Source organism: Streptomyces tropicalis, from assembly GCF_029269835.1.
Classification (GTDB): domain Bacteria; phylum Actinomycetota; class Actinomycetes; order Streptomycetales; family Streptomycetaceae; genus Streptomyces; species Streptomyces tropicalis.
Genome location: NZ_JARJBB010000002.1, coordinates 527151 through 549845, shown reverse-complemented (window position 1 = coordinate 549845; position 22695 = coordinate 527151). Strand labels below are relative to the sequence as shown.

Sequence of the window (22695 nt, the reverse complement as noted above, 5' to 3'; positions counted from 1 at the left end):
TGGTTACCTCGGTCCCCGGGCCTAGCGGATGTTCGGGTCGAAGGTGAAGATCACCAGCGTGCCCAGCAGGATGGTGAACACCGTGGCGGTGTAGAGCAGGGCCTTCAGCCACAGGCGGGTGTTGGCGCGCTCCGCGTAGTCGTTGACGACCGTGCGCAGGCCGTTGCAGCCGTGCAGCATGGCCAGCCAGAGCATGGCGAGGTCCCAGAGCTGCCAGAACGGCGAGGCCCAGCGGCCGGCCACGAAGGCGAAGCCGATCTTGGAGACGCCGCCGTCCAGCACGAGCTGGATGAGCAGGTGGCCGAGGACGAGGACGACGAGCACCACGCCGGACAGGCGCATGAACAGCCAGCCGTACAGCTCGAAATTGCCCCGGGTCGACTTCGGGGTCTTCCTGGTCCTCTTCCGCGGCGCCTCGATGACGGGCGCCGGGTTGTCGACGTTGTACACCGCGGCGCCCTCGACGGGGCCGATGCCGGCGGCGGTGGTTTCGGTGGTGGACATGCGCGTCAGCTCCCGAAGACTTCACGAGCGGCGTGGCCGAGGACGGGGTAGATCGCCCCGAGCATCAGCACGATCCAGACGCCGACGACGGTCCAGAGCATCTGCTTCTGGTAGCGCGGGCCCTTGGCCCAGAAGTCGACGGCGATGACGCGCAGGCCGTTGAGGGCGTGGAAGAGGATGGCGGCGACGAGGCCGTACTCCAGGCACGCGACGATCGGCGTCTTGTACGTGGCTACGACCTTGTCGTAGTCCTCGGGGGAGACACGCACGAGAGCGGTGTCCAGCACGTGAACGAACAGGAAGAAGAAGATGAGGACACCGGTGACTCGATGAGCCACCCAGGACCACATGCCTTCCCGGCCGCGGTACAGCGTTCCAGCCGGCACGGAAGAACCCTCCGGGAGCGGGGACTAGGGCCGCGCCGGCTTCTCTGTCGGTCGGGCCCGGCCGGGTACGGTCCACCGGCCCCCAGCATCGTAGCGACCGCCACCTGCGGTGCTTACAGGGGGCCTACTCATGTGATCAGAATGGCACGCAAAGGGGCACGGACGGGTTAGTGCCGGGCGGCTTCCGGGGCGGGGGGCGGCGCCGGCTGCCGGGCCGCCGCATGCCGCTGCCGGTCGCGCGGTCCGGCCTGTCCGGCGACGGCGCGGACCAGCCGCCCGCGCGCCAGGCGCCGCAGCTCCTCCGCCGCGACGACCCGCTCCTCCTCGGGGTCGTGCGCCAGGCGGGACCGGATGGCGCCGAGGAGCCGGTCGAGGGCCTCGTCCGCGGGCACCTCGTCGAGGCAGATGACGAACACGTGTCCGAATCTGCTCTCGTATGCCGCGTGCGCCGCCCCGAGCGCCGTGTGGGCGGCCGAGTACGCGGGCTCCGGAAGGGCCGGCAGGGACTCGCCCGCCAGGGCCTCCGTCAGGTCGCCCGGCCTCAGGTCGTACGCCGCCTCGTCCGCCGCCGCCAGCAGGGAGTCCAGATCCGGATAGGGCCGGTGGTCGGCCACCCGGCCGGCCCAGCGCGGACTGCGCAGACAGGCCAGGAGGGTGTCGTGGGCCTCGCCGGCGGACGCGGCGTTGAAGAGAGCCAGGTTCTGCGCGGGCAGCGTGGGTCCTCGGCGGTGGGAGCGGCGGCGCCCGCTGTGGACGCCGCGTGCGTGGCGGCAGGGATGGTGTGAGGGATGTGTCGTCACGTTATCGGGTGTGCTCATGACGTGTCCGGTGCATGCCCGGATTTCACTCGGATGGGAGAGTTTCGGAACGGCTCGTGGACGCGTGCCGCGCCCTTTGCGGCTAGGTTGGCCCCGTGAGTCAGCACAGGCGCCGCGCGCCGGTGAAGGGAGCGCGGCAGAAGCGGAATCTGGCCCTCGGCGCCGTCGCCGTCACGGCCGGAGCGGGCCTCGGGCTCGGACTGTGGATCTCCGGCGGCGACGGGAACGCCGCGGACTCCTTCCCGGACGACGCGGCCGCCCCCTCGGCCACCCCGAGCCCCAGTCGCTCCTATCCGATGTCCCGGGCGCCCCGCACCATCCCGGCCGTGCGCTCCTTCGCCGCGGCCCGCGGCCCCGGCTGGCGGCCCGCGCACGGCGAGCGCGTCGTGGTGGGCGACGCGAGCCTGGCCGACGAGGGCCGGCTGGTCGCCGGGGAGCTGGGCCTGACCTACGCGGGGCAACAGAAGGACGCCCGTGCCGGGGACGTACGGCTGGAGCGGGGCGGCGGCAGCGGCGGCAACCCGGAGTCGTACACGATGACCGTGCGCGACGGGCGGGTGACCATCGCCGGACCCTCCGACACCGGCGTCTTCTACGGCACCCGCACGCTGAAGCAGGAGGTGCACGGCGCCGGCGCGGCCCCGGAGGGCGTCGTGCAGGACGCGCCGGCCAAGCCGCGCCGCGGCTTCATGCTCGACATGGCCCGCAAGTTCTACAGCGCGGACTGGATCGAGGACCGCATCCGCGAGCTCGGCGACCTCAAGTACAACGAACTCGGCCTGCACTTCTCCGACGACCAGGGCTTCCGCATCCAGTCGGACACGCACCCGGAGGTCGTCTCCCAGGAGCACCTGACGAAGGCCCAGGTCAAGCAGATCGTGAGCCTCGCGGCCGGCCGGCACATCACCGTCGTCCCCGAGATCGACTCGCCCGGGCACCTCGGCGCCGTCATCGCCGCCCACCCCGACCTCCAGCTGCGCAACGCGCAGGGCGCGCCCACCGAGGGCGCCGTCGACATCTCCAAGCCCCAGTCCGCCGCGATCGTGGACGACCTGCTCAAGGAGTACGCCGGCCTCTTCCCCGGCGGCTTCTGGCACCTCGGCGGCGACGAGTACCAGGCCCTGACCGTGCGCGACCCCGAGGCGTCCTACCCGCAGCTGGCCGCCGCCGCCCGCAGGGCCTACGGCTCCGGCGGCACCGTCGCCGACCTCACCACGGGCTGGCTCAACGGCCGCGCCGACACCGTCCGGGCCCACGGCCGCACCCCCCGCGCCTGGAACGACGGCTTCTTCCGGGGCACGTCGGTGCAGCCCGCCAAGGACATCGAGGTCGCCTACTGGACCGGCAAGGAGCTGGGCGCCCGGCCGCCCTCCGACTACCTGGCCGAAGGCCGCAAGGTCATCAACTACAACGACGAGTACCTCTACTACGTCCTCGGCGAGCCGCAGACCTTCGTCTACCCGACCGGGAAGCGGATCTACGAGCAGTGGACGCCCCGGGTGATCCGCGGCACCGACGCGGTGCCCGCCCGCTACGACGGCCGGATCCTCGGCGGCTCCTTCGCGGTGTGGAGCGACCGGGCCGGAGCCCAGACCCAGGACCAGGTGGCCGCCGGCATCCGCATGCCGCTGCGGGCCACCGTCCAGAAACTGTGGGACCCGGGCCAACCGCAGCTCTCCTGGCCCGAGTTCAAGGCACTGGCGCAGAAGCTGGGCTGACCCTCCGCCGCGCCCCCGGCGGGTGGCCGAAAGTTTTTCTTCCGCCGGCTCCCTCGACTGCACCCGACGTCCGTGTGACACTACGGCCCGGTCGCACGCAGTAAGGGGCAATGCGGGCTCCGTAAAGGTTCGGCGCCCCGGCGAGGGAGACGTGGATGAGCCTGGTGGAACTGATCGCTCAGGCCGACGAGCGCGTACTGGCCGCGAGCGGGCTGGCTTGTTTGGACCGCTGTCTCCCCCTGCTCGGCGGGGACGACGAGGTGCTGCGGCCGCTGTGGGCGACCTTCGTCGAGGGCGCCGCCGACGGCTGGTCCGAGCGCCTCGGGCAGGCCCGCGACGCGCTCGGCGGACCCGGGCCGGACGAGGGCACCGAGGACGATGCCGCGCGCCTGGCACGCGGCATGCTCGCCGCCGCGCCCGCCGTCCGCTCCGACGGCGGGGTGCGCGCGTGGGCGGACTCCTGCTCCGTCGCCTCGCTGCGGATCCACCAGCTCCTCGACCCCGCCGAGGACGCCTCCCCGGTCGACTCCTGCCGGGCGGGCGGCACGGACGGCGTGTCCCCGCTCGTCGCCGCGGAACTGCGCCGCCAGGTCACGGTGATCGAACTCGTCGGCGGCCACGGACCGGCCGGCCTGCTCCAGGCCCTGGAGGTGTCGGCCGAGGGGCGCCGCGTGCTGCAGGCGGTGGTGTCCCGCCGGGCCCGCGGACGGGCCTGAAACCCCGCTGCTGGAAGGGTCCTGTGACAGTCGTGCGGGCGCCGTGCGGCGGTCCTGCGCCGGTTGCGGGCAGGCGTCCGATCGCCGTGACGCCGACGCCGCCGACCTCGCTCTTCTCAGTGTGACAGCCCAGTACGCAGAGACTCAGCAGCAGACCAGGCCGCAGGCCGCCACCAAGCCGGTGCGGTGGGCGGCGGACGCCGTGGCGACGATGCGCGAGGGCGCCGGACTCCGCCTCGACTACTCGGCGCAGAGCCTGTGGCGCGTGGACCGCGTCATCGACGAGATACGCCGCGAGAAGACCCCGTACGCGGCCGTGGAGAGCGCCCTGCGCGGCTTCGGCGCCTACGCGGGCGAGGTCATCGTCCGCCACCGGGCCGGAGCCGAGTGGTGGACGGTCGGGGGCGACCACTGGATCCGCACGCCCGACGGCCGGCTGTGGGACCCGATGGACGAGGCCCGCCGCTGCTTCTCCGGGGACGGCTCGCTGCGGCTGCTGTGCCGGGACGCGGCGACCCGGTCCGACCGCTGACGCCGCCGGCCCCCGCCGCGATGCCGCCCGGGGCCCCCGGCCGCCCGCCGCCCCCGGGCGGCCTGACCGGCTGTGACACTTCGGTGGGCCCCGACGCTGATGACCGTGGAGGCGTGGGCACGGCGCACGCCTGGCACTCGCTACGGACGAGGACGGTTCTTGGGCCAGGGAGGGGAACCCCGCCGCGCGCAGGCACAGGACGGGGAGCTGGGGGCGGCCGTCGCACGGGCCCAGGAGGGTGACGAGGACGCCTTCGGCGTCGCGTACCGGATCGTGCACCCCGGCCTGCTCGGCTATCTGCGCGGCCTGGTCGGCGACGACGCCGAGGACGTCGCGGGCGACGCCTGGCTGGAGATCGCGCGGGACATCGGGCGGTTCCGGGGTGACGGGGCGGGCTTCCGCGGCTGGACCTCGACGATCGCCCGGCACCGGGCCCTGGACCATCTGCGCCGGCAGCGATCGCGCCCCCGCGGCACGGCCCTGGAACAGGACGTCCTGGACCTGCCCGGCCCCCAGCGCACCGACGAGCAGGCCCTGGAGGCCCTCACCACCCGGGAGGCGCTGGCCCTGGTCCGCGGGCTGCCCCCGGACCAGGCGGATGCCGTGCTGCTGCGCGTGGTCGTCGGGCTCGACGCCGCCGCCGCGGCCCGGGTCCTCGGCAAGCGGCCCGGCGCGGTGCGCACCGCCGCCTACCGGGGCCTCAAGCGGCTGGCCCGGCAGCTCGGCGCGACGGGTGGGGCGGATGAGCGCCCGCAGACGCTGGGGGAGTCGACATGACGGGCGGCGACGGAGCCCCACGGGACGGGCACGGAAACGGAAGCGGACATGGGTGAAGGGCGCGGGGCCCTGGAGGAGCTGCTCGCGGGGGCCCTGCGTCCCGGCGGCCTCGACGGTGCGGCCGAACGGCGGGCGGTGGCCCCCTTCCGGGCCGCCCGCGAGGTGGGCCCGGGGCGGACCCCGTCCCGGTTCCGCTGCCGCCGGTCCCGCGACGACCGGCGGCCCCGCGACCGGCGGCGCCCGGGACGGGCGTCCTGCGGGCCACGGCGGCCCTGCTGCTGTCCGGCCTGACGCTGAGCGGTGTCGCGGTCGCCGGGGCCGCGGTGGTCCGCTCCGGACCCGCCCGCCTCCCCCGCGGACCACGGCCGCCCGGTCACGGAAGCGCCCCGGCGGCCCGGGACCGTGTCCCCGGGGGGCGCCGCTGCGGCGCCCGGGTCCGGCGAGGCGGGCATAGCGGGCGGATCGGCCGGCGGCCGGCCCGGGGCCGGTAAGAAGAGCGTCAGAAACCGTCCCGGTACGGTGCGCGCGCCACACGGCGTCGCCCGGCGGGCGCACGGCGAAGGGCGCACGGCGGACCGGGGCGGACGGCAGGCCGGGGCGGGAGGAGACGCCGAGGGCGTCGCAGCCGGCGAGGAAGGCCCGGAAGGATCCGGGCACCGCCCGCCATGACGGGGCGTAGGGCCTGCTCGCGGCGCCGAACGCCGCCGGGGGTCCGCGGTGCGGACGGGCGGTGCCGACCCGGACGTCGGGAGGCCCAGGCAACGGCCGGGGCCGCCACCCCCCACAGGAGAGGCCCCGGCCGTCGCGCGGCACGGGCCGCGCGGCGGCCCGTATCTTCTACAGCGCCGAGTGTGCGTTTTCTGTCACACCTCACCCCCACATCAGTTAGTTGCCCGTTGTACCGTCATGGACGACGAGCTTTTTCAGGCCGTAACGTGCCTTTCGCGCCGGGCGGGACACGTTGCATGATCACCGCAACCACCGACGGCCTCGGGGCCGACCGCAACGATCGACTGAGGAACCACGGGTGCTGGGGGACGACGCGGAACTGACCGCCGCGGTGCTTGCGGCACAGGACGGGGACGAGACCGCCTTCCGGACTGTGTACCGCGCCGTGCACCCGCGGCTGCTCGGATACGTACGCACACTGGTCGGCGACCCGGACGCGGAGGACGTGGCGTCCGAGGCGTGGCTGCAGATCGCCCGGGACCTGGAGCGGTTCAGCGGCGACGCGGACCGCTTCCGCGGCTGGGCCGCCCGAATAGCCCGCAACCGGGCGCTCGACCACATCCGCATGCGCGGCCGCCGCCCCGCCATCGGCGGCGACGAGACCGAACTGACCGGTCGGGCAGCCGAGTCCGACACCGCGGGCGAGGCCATGGAGGCCCTGGCCACCGGCAGCACCCTCTCCCTGATCGCCCAGCTCCCGCAGGACCAGGCCGAGGCCGTCGTGCTGCGGGTCGTCGTGGGCCTCGACGCCAAGACCGCCGCCGAGACGCTCGGCAAGCGCCCCGGAGCGGTGCGCACCGCCGCGCACCGCGGCCTGAAGCGGCTCGCCGAACTGCTCGGCGCCGATCCGGAACGCGCGGCCGCGCTGGACGCGCTGCCGCCCCCGAGAGAACCGCGGAGTCGTGCGGTGACGTCCGCCGGTGTGACGCATATGCGTGCCCGGACGCAGAAGGACATGTGATGGCCGACGAGCAGTACAGGTGGCTGGACCGCGATACGGCGGAGCGTTTGCTGCGCGGGGAGCCACTGGACACCGTCGACGCCTCCGCCCGGGAGCGGGCCGAACGGCTGGCCCGGGCGCTGAACGCCCTGTCCGTGGTACCCGACGTGACGGAACCGGAACTTCCCGGTGAGGCCGCCGCGATGGCCGCGTTCCGCAAGGCGCGCGCGGAGGCGGCCGACGCCGTGGTGTCCCGCGCCCCCTCCGCCCCCGCGCGGACCCGGGACGCCGGGCTCGTCCGCATCGGCGCGCACGCCGCCGGCCGCGGGAGACGGGTCCGCTGGGGCCGCCCGGTGCGGCTGGCGGTGTCCGCCGCGCTGGCCGCCGGCGCGGTCGGCGGCGTCGCGGCCGCGGCGACCGGGGTCCTGCCGACCCCGTTCGGCGGGAACGAGCCCCACCAGGGCACGACCGTGTCCACCGCGACGACCCCCGACGCGTCCGTCGAGCCGCCCGCGTCGCAGGGCACCGCGGGGGGCCGCTCCCCGCTGCCCGTGCCGGGCGTCACCGGCTCCGGCGCCTCCGGCACCGCCGCCCCGGACACCTCCCGCGGGAGCGGCGCCCCCTCGCCCGGCGCCTCTTCCGGCTCCGCCGCCGACGAGACTCCCGGCGCCGGCCCCGCCCGCGGCTGGAAGGGCCTGGTGTCCGCCTGCCGCGACCTGCGTGAGGGCCGCGGCCTCGGCGCCGACCGCAAGCGCGCCCTGGACGGGGCGGCCGGCGGGTCCGCGCGCGTCTGGACCTACTGCAAGGGCGTCCTCAAGGCGGCCGGGACAGGCACCCAGGGCAGCGGCGGCGCCGGCGACAGCCGCGGCGCCGACGGCGGGAGCGGCGGCCAGGACGGCCAGGGGGACCAGGGCGGCAAGGGCGGGGAGGACGACGGCGGCCACCACTATCAGCGCTCCCGGCGCAGCGGTCTCTCGATGCCCAGCGCCTCGGCCCTCGTCCCCTCCGGCGCGCTGAGCACCCCCGTGCCGGGCCCCTCGCTCCCACGGCTCCTGCCCGTCACGCCCTGAGCCGGCCCCTGCCGGCCGCGTCTCCCGCAGCCCGAGCCCGAGCCCGCTCCGAACCGCCCTCGCCCGCGGTGCCTCGGAGCCGGCTCCGGGCCCACCGCGCCCGGTCGGCCCGGAGCCGCTCCGTCCCTTCACTGCCCGGTACGCCCGCGGCCGCTCCGTCCCGTCACCGCCCGGTACGCCCGGAGCCGCTCCGTCCCGCCGCGCACCCGCCCCCGGCGCCGTGCGCATCGCCTCGGGGATCGGCCCTCCGCACCTCGGCCACGTGCCTACGACCTCTCCGGGCGCGGGGAGCGCGGAGGCGGGGGCGGCTCCGCGTGCCTGATCGTCCGCACCCCGGTGACCTGCGGTTTTGGTGACCGGAAAAATTCTTCGCGCCGGGGTGTGACGTTTTCCGGGCCCCGGGCGCAGTAGAGAGTGAGCCGACTGGTCATCGGCCGTCGCACTGAGCCGGGGTTCCCCCCGTACCTACGGCTCGTGCACCTGGCGCGGGCGGGACACGTTCCCCCGGTCCCGCCCGCGCCCCATCCACTCGCACTCCCCGGATGCCGCCCGACGCCGCGGGACGACGACCCCTCGCCGGTCCGCCTCTGGTCGAAGAGCCGGGCCACCGCCGCCTCGTCGCACATGTCGGCGCAGCCGTACGACCCCTCGGCGCACACCGCCGTCCCGCCGGTGCCCGGTCGTCCCCCCGGATGTCTCCCCACACGTGACGGGCGGCGCACCACGGGGCAGGGTGGGAGCAGAGGTCTGCAACCGAGCGGCCGGGACGCGGAGGCACACACCATGGCGCGCGAGTCGGAGTCCGGTCTGCCCATCGAGCCGGTGTACGGGCCGGACGCCCTGGAGGGCTGGGATCCGGCGGAGAAGCTGGGCGAGCCGGGCGAGTACCCGTTCACGCGCGGTGTGTACCCGTCGATGTACACGGGCCGGCCGTGGACGATGCGTCAGTACGCCGGGTTCGGGACGGCGGTGGAGTCCAACGCGCGGTACCGGCAGCTGATCGCGAACGGGACCACGGGGCTGTCCGTGGCGTTCGACCTGCCGACGCAGATGGGGCACGACTCGGACGCGCCGATCGCGCACGGCGAGGTCGGCAAGGTGGGTGTGGCGGTCGACTCGGTCGACGACATGCGGGTGCTGTTCGGCGGGATCCCGCTGGACCGGGTGTCGACGTCGATGACGATCAACGCGCCCGCGGCGGTGCTGCTGCTGCTCTACCAACTGGTGGCGGAGGAGCAGGGCGTGCCGGCGGAGAAGCTGACGGGCACGGTCCAGAACGACGTGCTCAAGGAGTACATCGCCCGGGGTACGTACATCTTCCCGCCGAAGCCGTCGCTGCGGCTGATCGCGGACATCTTCAAGTACTGCCGGGCGGAGATCCCGAGGTGGAACACGATCTCGATCTCCGGTTACCACATGGCGGAGGCGGGGGCCTCGCCGGCGCAGGAGATCGCGTTCACGCTGGCGGACGGCATCGAGTACGTGCGGACGGCGGTGGCGGCGGGCATGGACGTGGACGACTTCGCCCCGCGGCTGTCGTTCTTCTTCGTGGCGCGGACGACGATCCTGGAGGAGGTCGCGAAGTTCCGTGCGGCGCGGCGGATCTGGGCGCGGGTGATGCGGGAGGAGTTCGGGGCGCGCAGTCCCAAGTCGATGATGCTGCGGTTCCACACGCAGACGGCGGGCGTGCAGCTGACGGCGCAGCAGCCGGAGGTGAACCTGGTGCGGGTGGCGGTGCAGGGGCTCGGGGCGGTGCTGGGCGGGACGCAGTCGCTGCACACGAACTCCTTCGACGAGGCGATCGCGCTGCCGACGGACAAGAGCGCGCGGCTGGCGCTGCGGACGCAGCAGGTGCTGGCGTACGAGACGGACGTGACGGCGACCGTGGACCCGTTCGCGGGCTCCTACGTGGTGGAGCGGATGACGGACGAGGTCGAGGCGGCCGTGGTGGGGTTGATGGAGCGGGTGGAGGACCTCGGGGGCGCGGTCGCCGCGATCGAGCGGGGGTTCCAGAAGGGCGAGATCGAGCGGAGCGCGTACCGGATCGCGCAGGAGACCGACTCCGGGGAGCGGGTCGTGGTCGGCGTCAACCGCTTCCGGCTCGACGAGGAGGAGCCCTACGAGCCCCTGCGGGTGGACCCGGCCATCGAGGCCCAGCAGGCCGAACGCCTCGCGAGGCTGCGGGCCGAGCGGGACCGGGCGGCGGTCGACACGGCCCTCGCGGCGCTGAGGAAGGCGGCCGCGGGCGAGGACAACGTCCTGTACCCGATGAAGGACGCCCTGAAGGCCCGCGCCACCGTCGGCGAGGTGTGCAACGCGCTGCGCGAGGTGTGGGGGACCCACGTCCCCGCCGACGCCTTCTGAGCCGGGGACCTGCGGGGCAGCGCCGGGCGGTCGCCCGTCTCGTCCTCCGGACCCCCGGCCGGAGTGTCGTACCCGCGTGCGACACTCCTTGCCATGTTCGGCGTCATCGACCTCCCCACCTACCTGGCGGGCCTCGTCCTCATCGTGCTCCTGCCGGGGCCCAACTCCCTCTACGTGCTGTCCGTGGCCGCCCGGCGCGGCGTCCGCGCCGGGTACACGGCCGCCGCGGGCGTCTGGTGCGGCGACACCGTGCTGATGACGCTGTCGGCGGCCGGGGTCGCCTCGCTCCTGCAGGCCAACGCCGTGCTGTTCGACATCGTGAAGTACGCCGGAGCGGCCTACCTGACGTGGCTCGCGATCGGGATGCTGCGGGCCGCCCTGGGGATGTGGCGCACGCGGCGCGAGCCGGTCGCGGAGGAGGCGCCGGCCGCGGCGGCTCGCGGGGGCGCCGAGGAGCGGCCCTTCCGCCGGGCGTTCGTCGTCAGCCTCTTCAATCCGAAGGCGATCCTGTTCTTCGTCGCCTTCTTCGTGCAGTTCGTCGACCCGGGGTACGCCTACCCGGCGCTGTCCTTCGTGGTGCTCGGCGCCTTCGCCCAGCTCGCGAGCTTCCTGTACCTGAGCGCGCTGATCTTCGGCGGCATGCGGCTGGCCGCCGCTTTCCGGCGCCGCCGGCGCCTGTCGGCGTGGGCCACGTCGGCGGCCGGTGCGCTGTTCCTCGGCTTCGCGGTGAAGCTGTCCCTGGCCGGCGCCTGACCGTCCCGCAGGTCCCCGCGCCCGATCCGGCGGCCGGGCCGGACGCCTGCACCGCCCGGCCCGCCCCGCCCCGGTGGTGCGTCAGCGGCGCCGTCCGGACAGGGCCCCGCGCAGCAGCGGCGTGAGCCGGCCCTCCACGAACCGGTGGAGCAGCCAGGCCAGCAGCAGCATCGACGCCACGGTCAGCCCGAAGGTGGCGTAGGACGGGAGGTGCAGATGCCGGTGCAGGCCCTCGATGACCACCCAGCCCAGATGCTCGTGGACGAGGTAGAAGGGGTACGTCAGCGCGCCCGCGACGGTCAGCCAGCGCCAGTCCGCCCGGCGCAGCCAGCCCAGCGCGATGGCCGCGACGGCGACGAAGCCGAAGGTCACCACCGCGATGATCGCCCAGGAGCTGCGGTAGGAGAACGCGTGCACGGCGGGCGCGTGCCACAGCCGCTGCACCGCGTAGTGCTGGCCGATCAGCCAGCTGACCCCGACGATGCCCCAGGCGTACGGGTCGCGCCGGTCCCGGTGCACCAGGTACAGCCCGATCCCGCCGACGAAGTACGCCGCGTACTCGGGCATCAGGACGATGTCCAGCAGCGGCATCCGCGCGCCCTGCGCGATCGCCGCCGCCAGCGTCCAGCCGGCGCAGAACAGGATCACCCGTCGCCGGGTGGCGCCGGGCAGCACGACGCACAGCGCGAACAGGGCGTAGAAGCGGACCTCCGCCCACAGCGTCCAGCACACGCCGAGCACCCGGTCCACCCCGAGCGGCTGCTGCAGCATCGTCAGGTTCACCAGGGCGTCGCTCGGCGACACCGCCCGGTAGGCGACGACCGGCAGCGCGAAGACCGCCGTGACGAGGACGACCGCCGCCCAGTACGCGGGCAGCAGCCGGGAGGCGCGGGAGGCGAAGAACGACCGCAGCGAGCGGCCCCAGCCGCTCATGCAGATCACGAACCCGCTGATCACGAAGAACACCTGCACGCCCAGGCAGCCGTAGGCGAACAGGTGGTGCAGGGCGGGGAACTGGTGCCGCGGCGAACTTCCCCAGGCCGTGGCGACCTCGCCGTCGCGGCCGCCGTAGTGGTAGGCGGCCACCATCAGCGCCGCCACCAGCCGCAGTCCGTCCAGGGCGCGCAGCCGGCTCGCTTGGGGCCGGGCGGCCGGCGCGCCGCCTGCGGGGGGTGGCCCGGCCGGATCCGGCGCGGGGCGGGCGGCCGGGGCCGCGGCCGCCGGAGCGGGCCGCACCACGGTGGCCATGGAGGTCCCTCGGATGCCCTCGGGCGTGTCGATCACAGCAGTCCCCTCGACTGATCGTGGACGGTCCCCGGCACACCGGGCCGCGTCCGGCGGCCGCTTCGGCCCCGGAAGGGGGCGCCCGGGTGCCCGCGGGGGTCACCCGGGTCCCGCCCCGCCGCCCGGACCGGGGCCGGCGGGGCGGGACGCTCAACGGCCGACGGCGCGCCGCAGCGTGCGCGCCCGGCGCGCCACCCGGCGCACCGTCGCGTTGCGCGGGATGAACGCCAGCTGCGCCGGGACCGCCCCGGGCAGCATCAGCGACGTCAGGCGGCGGCGCTTGAAGTACCGCCAGGTGTGCGCCGACAGATGCCGGGTCAGATAGTCCTCCGCGTCACCGCGCAGGCTCTGGTGGATCACCGGCTGCATCGCGTAGGAGACCGCGCGCACCAGCGCGTTCAGCGCACCGGCGGCCGCGTCCGGGCGCTGCGCGGTCACGGCCTCCGGGTCCTCCAGGTCCGGCACCAGCGCGTCCACGACGGTCACCGGGACCCGGTTGCTGTTCTCGTACGGCGTCAGCCGCTCCAGGAGCGTGCCGGTGCCGGTCCGGGCGACCGGCAGGCCGTAGAGCGCGGACGCCGTCAGCAGGGCGGTGGAGAAGCAGCCGACCACCAGGGCGGGCCGCATCCGCTGGTAGAGGACCTCGGCGAGGACGGGCACGTCGAGCACGGTGAGCTCGGCGCCCAGGAGCTCGGCCTCGTTCTCCAGTGCCCGGGACCAGCGCTCCGGCGCCGACGGGTGCGGCTTGAAGACCACGTGCGTGTGGCCGAGCGCGACCGCACCGCGCAGCATCCGCACGTGGAGGTCCTCCTCCTCCTCGGAGGTGAGGATGCCGAGCGCGGACAGGTACTGCCCCAGCAGCAGCGCCGGTTCCTCCCCGGCGGCGGGCAGCACGTCGCCGGTGTCGGCCAGTTCGGCCAGCACCTTCACGAAGGTGTCCGTCGGAACGATCTCCGGCGCGACGCCGAACTCGGTGAGCAGCACCGGCCTCAGGTCCGGGACCAGGTCCAGGTGCAGCAGCCGGTCGATGCGCGTGCCGACCAGCGGGTCGATCTTGTTGCGGGTGGGGCCGTAGCTCATCAGGCCGTCGGCGTAGAGGGTGACCGGCGCACCGGTGAAGATCTGGGCGACGGCGAGCGCCGGATTGACCTGGATGGACTCCACGGCCAGCTCCACCGGGTCCTCACCCAGGTTCCACAGCAGCCGCAGGTGCCGCTCCCACAACGGCACGTCGTCCGGGCGCGGGGACCAACCGCCCGGGTGGAAGGGCGCGATGGTCTCGTTCCACGAGAACACGTCGTCGAACCGCTCGCGCAGCCGCGCGAAGCCCGGCATCTCGTCCAGGGCCGCGGTGGTCTCGGGCGTCGCCGCGTTGTTGCAGACCAGCAGGATGCGCCGGTCCGCGGGACGGAAGCAGTCGGAGTCGAGGGCGGCGGCGAGCGTGGCGGTGCCGTACAGCGTCGACGCCAGGAAGATCTGCGTGCTCATGCGGCGGCCCCCGTCGCGACCGGGCGGCGGCGCAGGCGGCGCAGCCGCGTGGCGCGCTGGACGTCCATGGAGTCGAGGGCGTCGTCGAGGACCCCCTGCGGCATGCGGCGCAGGGCGGCCGCGCTGAGCGACTTGAGTTTGCGTGCCACCGGCGGCTCGAACCTTTCGATGGAACCCAGGTGATGGGAGATGATCGCGCAGTACGTGCGCACCGCCTTCGGCAGCAGCCGGTCGGCCGCCCTGTCCTTCGCCGTCTCCTCGACGACCTGGTCGAAGGCGCGGATGAAGTCGAGCTGGCGCACGTCGCCGATCTGGGTGAGGGAGGAGGCGACGCCGCGCCGGTAGTGGACGCCGAGCAGGCCGGTCACCGCGAAGGACTGCGCCTCCCGGTGCAGCCGCCAGATCCACGGCCGGTCCTCCGCGGTGCGCAGGCCGTCGGTGAAGTGCAGCAGCCCGCGGTCGACCAGCCGACGGTGGTAGATGCCCGCCCAGGCGTAGGGGTAGTCCACGGACGTGGAGCGGTCGGCGGGCAATATCGCCTCGCGCGGATCCAGCACCACAGCGCGCCGCCCGTGCGGGACCCGGTGCACCGAACGGGCCCGCCCCGTGCACTGCACATGGTCGGTGCGCACGAAGTCGCAGCCCAGCCCCTCGATCACGGACAGCAGCCGCGGGTAGTAGCCGGGGGCGAGCCAGTCGTCGCCGTCCAGGAACGTCAGGTACTCGCCGCGCGCGCGGTCGATGCCCGTGTTGCGCGCGGTCGCCAGCCCTCCGTTCTTCTCGTGTCTGACGTGCACCGCGCCCGGCAGCTCGCGCTCGGCGCGGGCGAGCACGTCCGGGGTCTCGTCGCGGGAACAGTCGTCCACGAGAATGAATTCGAAGTCGTCACGCGCATTCGCGCGGAGACTCTTGAGGGTGTCGGGCGCGTATTGCTGCACGTTGTAGAACGGCACGATGACGGAGAGCTTGACCACGGGAAAGACGGTAAATGCCGGGTCGGGCATCCGTCTTTACCGGTGACTTGATGATCGGTGAACGACGCGTGGCGAAGCCGTGAACCAGGCTTCTTCCCGGCGTCCACCGGGCCCGATTCGCCATTCGTCGGCGCGCTGTTAACCGTTTGTTGCATTCGGGTTGGGCGGAACCTAGAAATGCCTTCCTACGGTCTTCGACGTGCCAGTAAGTGCAACGAAGGCCCCGCGAGTCGCCGTTCTGGCGGATTCCGACACACGGTGGAAATGGGGCGCGCTCACCGCGCAGCGCATCGCCGCCGAGAACCACGGTGCCTCGTCCGAGGACCCCGCGGCCACCACGTCGGACGTCCGCCTCGACGGCTACCTCCTGCGCGGCCGCGCCACCCCCACCGCCCGCCAGCTGACGGAGGTCGGTGTCCGCGCGGACTCGCTCCGCGAGGTCACCGCCGTCGAGTTCCTGCGCGCCATGGGCGAGGACCCCGCCGACGGGGAGCCGTACGACGTGGTCGTGCTGGCGCTGGTCGGCGGAGGCGTGCAGGCCCTGCTGCACGGGCTCGCCCGGGCCTGGGAGGGCCGCACCCGGCGCCCCGTCGTCGTCACCGGATACGTCGGCGTCGTCTACGAGAAGCTCGCCGACGGCCTGCTGCTGCGCCACGGCGCCGACCTCGTCCTCGCCAACTCCCGTCAGGACGCGGACCGTTTCCGCGCCGTGTACGAAGGGGTGGGAGCCGACGCCTCGGCCGTCACGGAGGTGGCCCTGCCCTTCCTCGGCGGCACGCCCTACTCCGGCGAGCACGCCCCCTACACCGTGGTGTTCGCCGCCCAGCCGTCGGTGCCGGACAACCGCCGGGACCGCACCTACCTGCTGGACCGGCTGATCGCCCACGCCCGGCTGCACCCCAACCGCGAGGTGCTGCTCAAGCTGCGCTCCCGGCCCGGCGAGCACACCACGCACCTGGAGGAGGTGCCGTACCAGAAGCTGGCGCAGGCGACCGGCCTGCCGCCCAACTTCCGCCTCGTCTACGGGCACATGGGCGAGGTGCTGGACCGCACCGACCTGCTCGTCACGGTCAGCTCCACCGCCGCCCTCGAGGCGCTGCACCGCCGCATCCCCACCGCCGTCCTCACCGACCTGGGCGTGCGCGAGGTGCTCGGCAACCACCACTTCACCGGCTCCGGCTGCCTCGCCTCCTGGGACCAGCTCGACGCCGGCCACCGGCCGGCCCCCGGCGAGGAGTGGCTGACCCGGCAGGGCGTCGCCGCCGACGGCTCCTACGCCACCGCCTTCGACACCGCCCGGGCCCGCATCGCCCGGCTCCTGGAGCAGCCGGGCGGACCGCCCCCGCTGGCCCCCTACTACACCCGTGCCACCGCCCCCGGCTACCTGCCGGGCATCCTCGCCCGCCACCACCTCGCCCCCGACGGCACCCCGCTGCCGGGCGCCCCGGCCGCCGACCGGGAGCCCGGAGCCGTCCGGCAGCTCGTCCGGCGCGCCGCCCGCGGCGCCTACCGCCACGGCGTCCAGCGCGTGGCGCCCGTGATCCGGCGGATGGGGGAGCTGTGACCGACCGGATCCCACCTCAAGGAGTGGAGCCCATGTCCGACGCCAACCCGCAGGCGGGCCCCGGCGCCACGGTGCGCCGCGTGCTCGCGGTGATTCCCGCACGGGGCGGCTCCAAGGGAGTGCCCGCGAAGAACCTCGCCCCCGTCGCCGGCGTCCCGCTGGTCGCCCGGGCCGTGCGCGAGTGCCGGGCGGCCCGGCTGGTGACCGACGTCGTGGTCTCCACCGACGACCAGGACATCGCCGACGCCGCCCGCCGGGCCGGTGCCGAGGTCGTGCTGCGGCCCGCCGCCCTCGCCGGCGACACCGCCACCTCCGAGGCCGCCGTCCTGCACGCCCTGGACGCCCACGAGGCGCTGCACGGCTCCCCGGTGGACGCCGTCCTGCTGGTCCAGTGCACCAGCCCCTTCCTGGTCCGCGAGGACGTCGACGGGGTGGCGGCGGCGGTCGTCGAGAACGGCGCCGACACCGCGGTGACCGTCGCCCCCTTCCACGGCTTCGTCTGGCGGGACGCGGCCGACGACCCGGCCGTCGTCACGGCCGCCCGCGCCGAGCGGGCCGGCGGCACCGCGGTCGCCGACCCGGACCCCCGCGGCGGCTACGGCGTCAACCACGACAAGTCCTTCCGCCCGCGCCGCCAGGACCGCCCGCAGGACCTGCTGGAGACCGGCGCCGCCTACGCGATGGACGCCGCCGGCTTCCGCGCCCACGGGCACCGCTTCTTCGGCCGCACCGACCTGGTGCGCACCGACCCGGCCCGGGTCCTGGAGATCGACGACCCGCACGACCTGGCCCGCGCCCGCGCCCTGGCCCCGCTCCTGGACGCGGACCGGTCCGGGCCGCCCGGGCCGGCCCGGGCGGCCGAGGCCCTCCTCGGCGCCCTCCCCACCCACGACGACATCGACGCCGTGGTCCTCGACTTCGACGGCACCCAGACCGACGACCGGGTGCTGATCGACTCCGACGGACGGGAGTTCGTCTCCGTGCACCGCGGGGACGGCCTCGGCATCGCCGCCCTGCGCAGGAGCGGGCTGCGGATGCTGATCCTGTCCACGGAACAGAACCCGGTCGTCGCCGCCCGCGCCCGGAAGCTCAGGCTCCCGGTGCTCCACGGCATCGACCGCAAGGACCTCGCACTGAAGCAGTGGTGCGAGGAGCAGGGCATCGCGCCGGAGCGCGTGCTCTACGTCGGCAACGACGTCAATGACCTCCCGTGCTTCGCCCTCGTGGGCTGGCCCGTGGCGGTCGCGAGCGCCCACGACGTCGTGCGCGGCGCCGCACGCGCGGTCACCGCCCTCCCCGGCGGCGACGGCGCCATCCGAGAGATCGCCAGCTGGATCCTCGGCCCCTCTCTCGACTCCCTCACCAAGTAAGGAACCCCACGTCATGAGCACCACCTCCCGCATCCGCACCTTCGGCACCCGCGAGGCCGGCCCCGGCCGCCCCGTCTACGTCTGCGGCGAGATCGGCATCAACCACAACGGCGAGCTGGAGAACGCCTTCAAGCTCATCGACGCGGCCGCCGACGCCGGCTGCGACGCCGTGAAGTTCCAGAAGCGCACCCCCGAGATCTGCACCCCGCGCGACCAGTGGGACATCGAGCGCGACACCCCGTGGGGCCGCATGACCTACATCGACTACCGCCACCGGGTGGAGTTCGGCGAGGACGAGTACCGCCAGATCGACGAGTACTGCAAGCAGAAGGACATCGCCTGGTTCGCCTCCCCGTGGGACACCGAGGCCGTCGCCTTCCTGGAGAAGTTCGACGTGCCCGCCCACAAGGTGGCCTCCGCCTCCCTGACCGACGACGAGCTGCTGCGCGCCCTGCGCGCCACCGGCCGCACGGTCATCCTCTCCACCGGCATGTCGACCCCGAAGCAGATCCGCCACGCGGTCGAGGTCCTCGGCAGCGACAACATCCTGCTCTGCCACGCCACCTCCACCTACCCGGCGAAGGCCGACGAGCTGAACCTGCGCGTGATCAACACGCTGCAGCAGGAGTACCCGAACGTCCCGATCGGCTACTCCGGCCACGAGACCGGCCTGCAGACCACCCTCGCCGCGGTCGCCCTCGGCGCCACCTTCGTCGAGCGCCACATCACCCTCGACCGCGCCATGTGGGGCTCGGACCAGGCCGCGTCGGTGGAGCCGCAGGGCCTCACCCGCCTGGTCCGCGACATCCGCGCCGTCGAGGCCTCCCTCGGCGACGGCGTCAAGAAGGTCTACGAGTCCGAGCTCGGCCCGATGAAGAAGCTCCGCCGTGTCACCGGCGTCGTCGCCGAGGCGGAGATCGCCGCCGCGGCGGGCGAGCCGGTCGCGGTGTGAGACCGCACCTCCTCCGCCACTGACGACGGGACGGTCCGACCGAGATGAGCCCCCGCGCCGGGTCCGCCGGCACCACCCCCCGCTGCCCCCGCACCCTCGCCTTCGTCGAGAGCCCGGTGCAGCTGCTGAACGTGCTGGAGTGGGCGCACGCCCACACCTCCGGCGCGGGGCTCGTCCCGACCCAGACCCGGCGCACCCCCGCCCCCGACGGCCCCGCCGCGGCCGGGGGGCGGGGCGCCGCCGCGCCCGCGGCCGGGCCGGACCTCACCCTCGTCGTCCTGGCCCCGACCGACCCCATGACCCGCGGCCAGCTGCGCCGCATGGCCGAGCTGGCCCGTGACGAGGGCCACGGGGTCCGCTGGGAGGAGGCACGCGGCGGTACGACGGCGCCCTTCCACACGATCGGCGGCCTCACCCGGCTGCTGCGCAGGGCCGAACGGGTCGTCATGGGGGACCCGTTCTCCCGCTACGTCCAGCTGCTGCTGACCATCACCCGGGCGCATGAGCTGGTCGTCGTCGACGACGGCACGGCCACCATGGAGTTCGTCGCCCAGCTCGCCCGCGGCGAGCGGCTGGTGCGCTGGCACCGCAAGGGCGGCCGCCCCGGTCCCCGCGACCTCCTCTTCGCCCCCGTGTCCTCCGCGGCGCGCCGCCGGCTGACACCGGCCGCCGGCCGCCGGGTGGAGATCTTCTCCTCGATGCCCGTCGAGGAGGCCCCCGACGGCGTCACCGTCACCTGGAACGACTTCGCCTGGACCCGCGCCCGCTTCGGGCCGCCCCGCCTCACCGCCGGCGCCGACATGGTCGGCACGTCGCTGGTGGAGACGGGCGTGGTGGACGGCGACCGCTACCTGGAGGCCGTGCGCACCCTGGCCGGGGCGCACCGGGTCACCCGCTACTTCGCGCACCGCCGGGAGAGCGCGGCCAAGCTCCACCGGCTGGCCGGCGAGACCGGCCTGGAGATCGTCCGCCCCGACCTGCCGCTGGAGCTGATCGCCCGGCGCGGCCCGATCGGCCGTACGGTGCTCAGTTTTCCCTCCACCGTCGTGCACACCCTGCCGCTGGCCCTGGCCGGGACCGAGGTGAAGGTCGCCGTCTGCGACATCGACCCCGCCTGGCTGACCGCGACCGCCTCGCCGCGCGCCCAGGGCTTCCTGTCCGGCGTGACCGGCACGGCCAAGGACGTCCACCGGCTGGCGGCGGTGGACGCGGCCCCGTCGTGCTGACGGGGCGGAACGCCTGGCCCGGAGTCTTCTCCCCGCCCGTCCTCAGCGCCTGGACGAAGGAGGCGAAGGCCGCGGGCGGAAAGGCGAGGGTGGCTCCGGTCGGGGTCTTGGAGTCGCGGACGGACATGTGGGGTTCGAGGTCGGCGACTTCGTCGCACGGGTCGCCGTCGCCACCGGGCGGCTCGCTCCCGCACCCGCATGACCCCGGCGAACCCGGCCCTGGCGAAGGGGATGACGCGCACCGTGGCGATCGCGCAATCGACCGCTCGCAGAACGTCCAGGAGCTGTGCGCGAGAGGTGCGGATCCAACACCGGGATGCGCAGCGCTGCCTCGTGGACGACTCGTCCCGTAGGGGACCGGGGCTTCACGTTCCCGTACGGACGTGCGTCTGACGCGGTGTTCGACGCGCGGTGTCAGTCCCCTGCCCGGCAGCCCCGGAACCCTGCAGCCGAAGACGGCGCGCACGTGGTCCGGGGTCTGGAGCAGTCCCGGCACGTGGCCGGTGGCCACCGCACGCAGGTACGTGCCCGGGTGCCGCCGCCATACCGGAGTCCCCGGCCTCAGCCCTGCGGACCGTCGACCCCCACGGCGCCGCGGTCTGCGTGCAGTGCGTCGACTCGTGCCTGGCAGACCCCCGGCGACGCGGATGCGGAGGGACCTGATGACGGCGATCCAGCACTTCTGGCGGCACCCGCCGGCCGGGCAGGTACGCGAAGAAGGCCGAGAGCAGGGCCGTGTCGAGGACCGTCGCGAGATGGTCCTCCGCATCCTGGAGTGGCGCGGCATCCCGATGCCCGGCGCCGGGCGGGAGCGCGTGGAGGCCTGTGCGGATCCGGGCAGGCCCGAGGTGTGGGCCCAGCGGGCGGTGCAGGCGGCCGATGCGGCGGATCCGTTCGCCGGGGAGTGAGCGCGGTGGGGGCCCCGGCCGGATTCGAACGCATCACCGAAGCGATCCGCCGGATGGAGGCGTCCGGTGCCGCTGCGCGGAAGCGCGGCGGTCGTCACCGCCGGGACCGGGTGGCCGCCCGTCCCGCCCGGGTCCCGTTCTGTGGGCACGGTGAGCGTGATACGGGTGTGGCGTGGTATCCGTGGAGGGAGAAACGAAAGGTTTTACCCACCCGAGTCCGCCGCCATGCGCCTGCCGGCCAGATTTTCTTCCCCTAACGGGCTGAACTTTTGTTGATCGAGGGTCAGTTGACCGGCCGGGCGTCCTACCCTGCAGAGGGTGAAGCAACTGATGTCGCAACAGTCCGAGGCCGATCTCCCGACCGCCGCCGTGCTCCCCGGCACGCTCCCCGAAGCGCTCCGCGACGAGCTCGTGGCGTTCCGGCGCGACCTGCACATGCACCCGGAGCTCGGCAACCAGGAGTTCCGCACCACCGCCGCGATCAAGGCACGGCTGGAGCAGGCCGGCCTGAAGCCGCGGATTCTCACCGGCGGGACCGGACTCGTCTGCGACATCGGTGCCGACCTCGCGGGCGGGGACGGCGGGCCGGACATCCTCGCGCTGCGCGCCGACATCGACGCCCTGCCCATCCCGGACACCAAGAGCGAGAGCCCGTACCGGTCCACCGTGCCCGACCGCGCCCACGCCTGCGGGCACGACGTGCACACCACCGTCGTCCTGGGCGCCGGCCTCGTGCTGGCCGAGCTGCACCGCCAGGGACTGCTGCCCCGCCCCGTGCGGCTGATCTTCCAGCCCGCCGAGGAGGTGCTGCCCGGCGGCGCCGGCGACGTGATCAAGTTCGGCGGGCTGAACGGCGTGGGCCGCATCCTCGCCGTGCACTGCGACCCCCGGGTGGACGCCGGGCGGATCGGCCTGCGCCAGGGGCCCATCACCTCGGCCTGCGACCGGCTGGAGGTGTCCCTCGACGGGCCCGGCGGCCACACCGCCCGCCCGCACCTGACCACCGACCTGGTCACCGCCGCCGCCCGCGTCGTCACCGACGTGCCCGCGCTGGTCGGCCGCCGCGTCGACACCCGTGCCGGGCTCGCCGTGACCTGGGGCCGGATCGAGTCCGGGCACGCCCCGAACGTCGTCCCGCAGCACGCCGAGCTCTCCGGGACCGTGCGCTGCCTGGACATCGACGCCTGGCGGTACGCGCCCGACATCGTGGTCGCCGCGATCGACGAGGTCGCCAACCTGCACAAGGCCAAGTCGGAGATCACCTACGTGCGCGGGGTGCCCCCGGTCGTCAACGACCCGGCGGTCACCGAGCTGCTCCGCGAGGCGATGGTGGCGCGGCGCGGCGCCGAGTCGGTGGAGGGCACCGAGCAGAGCCTCGGCGGCGAGGACTTCTCCTGGTACCTGGAGCACGTGCCCGGCGCGATGGCCCGCCTCGGTGTGCGCACCCCGGGTGAGCGGACCGTGCGCGACCTGCACCAGGGCGACTTCGACGCCGACGAGTCCGCCATCACCGTCGGTGTGGAGCTCTTCACGGCGGCCGCACTGCTGCACGCCGCCCGCTGAGGCACCCGCCGGCCTGCGGGGGCGCCCGCGCGGCCCGAGTCCACCCCCGAAACGCGGCC

Annotated in this window: 20 protein-coding genes and 1 pseudogene; 14 read left to right on the top strand and 7 right to left on the bottom strand. The window is 74.4% G+C overall.

The features are described 5' to 3' along the window. Positions 1-21 precede the first annotated feature (21 nt). From P3H78_RS06460 to P3H78_RS06450, 3 genes are all read right to left on the bottom strand, one after another. Complete coding sequence (locus P3H78_RS06460; protein ID WP_276107803.1) at positions 22-504, bottom strand: succinate dehydrogenase hydrophobic membrane anchor subunit; 483 nt, start codon at positions 502-504, stop codon at positions 22-24. Between the two features lie 5 nt (positions 505-509). Next, positions 510-890: a succinate dehydrogenase, cytochrome b556 subunit gene (sdhC, locus tag P3H78_RS06455; protein ID WP_276107802.1), complete on the bottom strand. Its 381-nt coding sequence runs from the start codon at positions 888-890 to the stop codon at positions 510-512. A 167-nt stretch (positions 891-1057) separates the two neighbouring features. Continuing rightward, positions 1058-1708 (bottom strand): 2-oxo-4-hydroxy-4-carboxy-5-ureidoimidazoline decarboxylase, encoded by a 651-nt coding sequence (locus P3H78_RS06450; RefSeq protein ID WP_438827909.1) that lies wholly within the window; start codon positions 1706-1708, stop codon positions 1058-1060. A gap of 149 nt (positions 1709-1857) precedes the next feature. On the opposite strand from P3H78_RS06450, the gene P3H78_RS06445 reads away from it, so the two are divergent. The 8 genes from P3H78_RS06445 (at position 1858) to leuE (ending at position 11307) form a co-directional block, all read left to right on the top strand. Beyond that, positions 1858-3426, top strand: a complete 1569-nt coding sequence (locus P3H78_RS06445) for a beta-N-acetylhexosaminidase (RefSeq protein ID WP_438827915.1) — start codon at positions 1858-1860, stop codon at positions 3424-3426. Positions 3427-3581: 155 nt separating this feature from the next. Next, on the top strand, positions 3582-4142 hold the full coding sequence (locus P3H78_RS06440) for a hypothetical protein (protein ID WP_276107801.1): 561 nt from the start codon (positions 3582-3584) through the stop codon (positions 4140-4142). Positions 4143-4263: 121 nt separating this feature from the next. Then, complete coding sequence (locus tag P3H78_RS06435; RefSeq protein ID WP_276107800.1) at positions 4264-4674, top strand: DUF6278 family protein; 411 nt, start codon at positions 4264-4266, stop codon at positions 4672-4674. Positions 4675-4833: 159 nt separating this feature from the next. Then, positions 4834-5451 carry an RNA polymerase sigma factor gene (locus P3H78_RS06430; RefSeq protein WP_276107799.1) on the top strand — a complete coding sequence of 206 codons (618 nt, stop codon included), beginning with the start codon at positions 4834-4836 and terminating at the stop codon, positions 5449-5451. 1027 nt (positions 5452-6478) lie between these two features. Further along, complete coding sequence (locus P3H78_RS06425; RefSeq protein WP_276107798.1) at positions 6479-7141, top strand: RNA polymerase sigma factor; 663 nt, start codon at positions 6479-6481, stop codon at positions 7139-7141. Next, the gene (locus P3H78_RS06420) at positions 7141-8190 is read left to right on the top strand and encodes an extensin (RefSeq protein ID WP_276107797.1); all 1050 of its coding nucleotides are present in this window, start codon (positions 7141-7143) and stop codon (positions 8188-8190) included. The genes P3H78_RS06425 and P3H78_RS06420 overlap by 1 nt, the downstream gene beginning before the upstream one ends. A 783-nt stretch (positions 8191-8973) precedes the next feature. Further along, the gene (locus P3H78_RS06415) at positions 8974-10554 is read left to right on the top strand and encodes an acyl-CoA mutase large subunit family protein (protein ID WP_276107796.1); all 1581 of its coding nucleotides are present in this window, start codon (positions 8974-8976) and stop codon (positions 10552-10554) included. Positions 10555-10647: 93 nt separating this feature from the next. Continuing rightward, complete coding sequence (gene leuE / locus P3H78_RS06410; protein WP_276107795.1) at positions 10648-11307, top strand: leucine efflux protein LeuE; 660 nt, start codon at positions 10648-10650, stop codon at positions 11305-11307. A gap of 81 nt (positions 11308-11388) precedes the next feature. On the opposite strand, the gene P3H78_RS06405 is transcribed toward leuE, so the two are convergent. From P3H78_RS06405 to P3H78_RS06395, 3 genes are all read right to left on the bottom strand, one after another. Then, complete coding sequence (locus P3H78_RS06405) at positions 11389-12555, bottom strand: acyltransferase family protein (RefSeq protein ID WP_438827914.1); 1167 nt, start codon at positions 12553-12555, stop codon at positions 11389-11391. A gap of 186 nt (positions 12556-12741) precedes the next feature. Further along, positions 12742-14079, bottom strand: a complete 1338-nt coding sequence (locus P3H78_RS06400) for an alpha-2,8-polysialyltransferase family protein (RefSeq protein WP_276107793.1) — start codon at positions 14077-14079, stop codon at positions 12742-12744. After that, positions 14076-15053 (bottom strand): glycosyltransferase family 2 protein, encoded by a 978-nt coding sequence (locus P3H78_RS06395; RefSeq protein ID WP_276107792.1) that lies wholly within the window; start codon positions 15051-15053, stop codon positions 14076-14078. Before P3H78_RS06395 ends, P3H78_RS06400 begins: the two co-directional genes overlap by 4 nt. Before the next feature lie 199 nt (positions 15054-15252). Here P3H78_RS06395 and P3H78_RS06390 point away from each other — a divergent pair, with 199 nt between their 5' ends. From P3H78_RS06390 to P3H78_RS06375, 4 genes are read left to right on the top strand one after another with little or no spacing between them, the layout of a single operon-like run. Further along, on the top strand, positions 15253-16617 hold the full coding sequence (locus tag P3H78_RS06390; protein ID WP_276107791.1) for a DUF6716 putative glycosyltransferase: 1365 nt from the start codon (positions 15253-15255) through the stop codon (positions 16615-16617). Between the two features lie 32 nt (positions 16618-16649). Beyond that, positions 16650-17987, top strand: a complete 1338-nt coding sequence (locus P3H78_RS06385) for an acylneuraminate cytidylyltransferase (protein ID WP_276107790.1) — start codon at positions 16650-16652, stop codon at positions 17985-17987. A 13-nt stretch (positions 17988-18000) separates the two neighbouring features. Continuing rightward, positions 18001-18939 carry an N-acetylneuraminate synthase family protein gene (locus P3H78_RS06380; protein WP_276107789.1) on the top strand — a complete coding sequence of 313 codons (939 nt, stop codon included), beginning with the start codon at positions 18001-18003 and terminating at the stop codon, positions 18937-18939. A gap of 44 nt (positions 18940-18983) precedes the next feature. Then, positions 18984-20165 (top strand): hypothetical protein, encoded by a 1182-nt coding sequence (locus P3H78_RS06375; protein WP_276107788.1) that lies wholly within the window; start codon positions 18984-18986, stop codon positions 20163-20165. A gap of 100 nt (positions 20166-20265) precedes the next feature. Here P3H78_RS06375 and P3H78_RS33285 read toward each other — a convergent pair. Continuing rightward, positions 20266-20934: pseudogene (locus tag P3H78_RS33285) on the bottom strand (Scr1 family TA system antitoxin-like transcriptional regulator); the annotation flags it as partial. On the opposite strand from P3H78_RS33285, the gene P3H78_RS06365 reads away from it, so the two are divergent. Then, on the top strand, positions 20828-21073 hold the full coding sequence (locus P3H78_RS06365) for a hypothetical protein (protein WP_276107787.1): 246 nt from the start codon (positions 20828-20830) through the stop codon (positions 21071-21073). The pseudogene P3H78_RS33285 and the gene P3H78_RS06365 sit on opposite strands and share 107 nt — an antisense overlap. A 330-nt stretch (positions 21074-21403) precedes the next feature. Continuing rightward, a complete protein-coding gene (locus P3H78_RS06360) occupies positions 21404-22636 on the top strand; it encodes an amidohydrolase (RefSeq protein ID WP_276107860.1) in 1233 nt (410 codons plus the stop codon). The last annotated feature ends 59 nt before the right edge of the window (positions 22637-22695 follow it).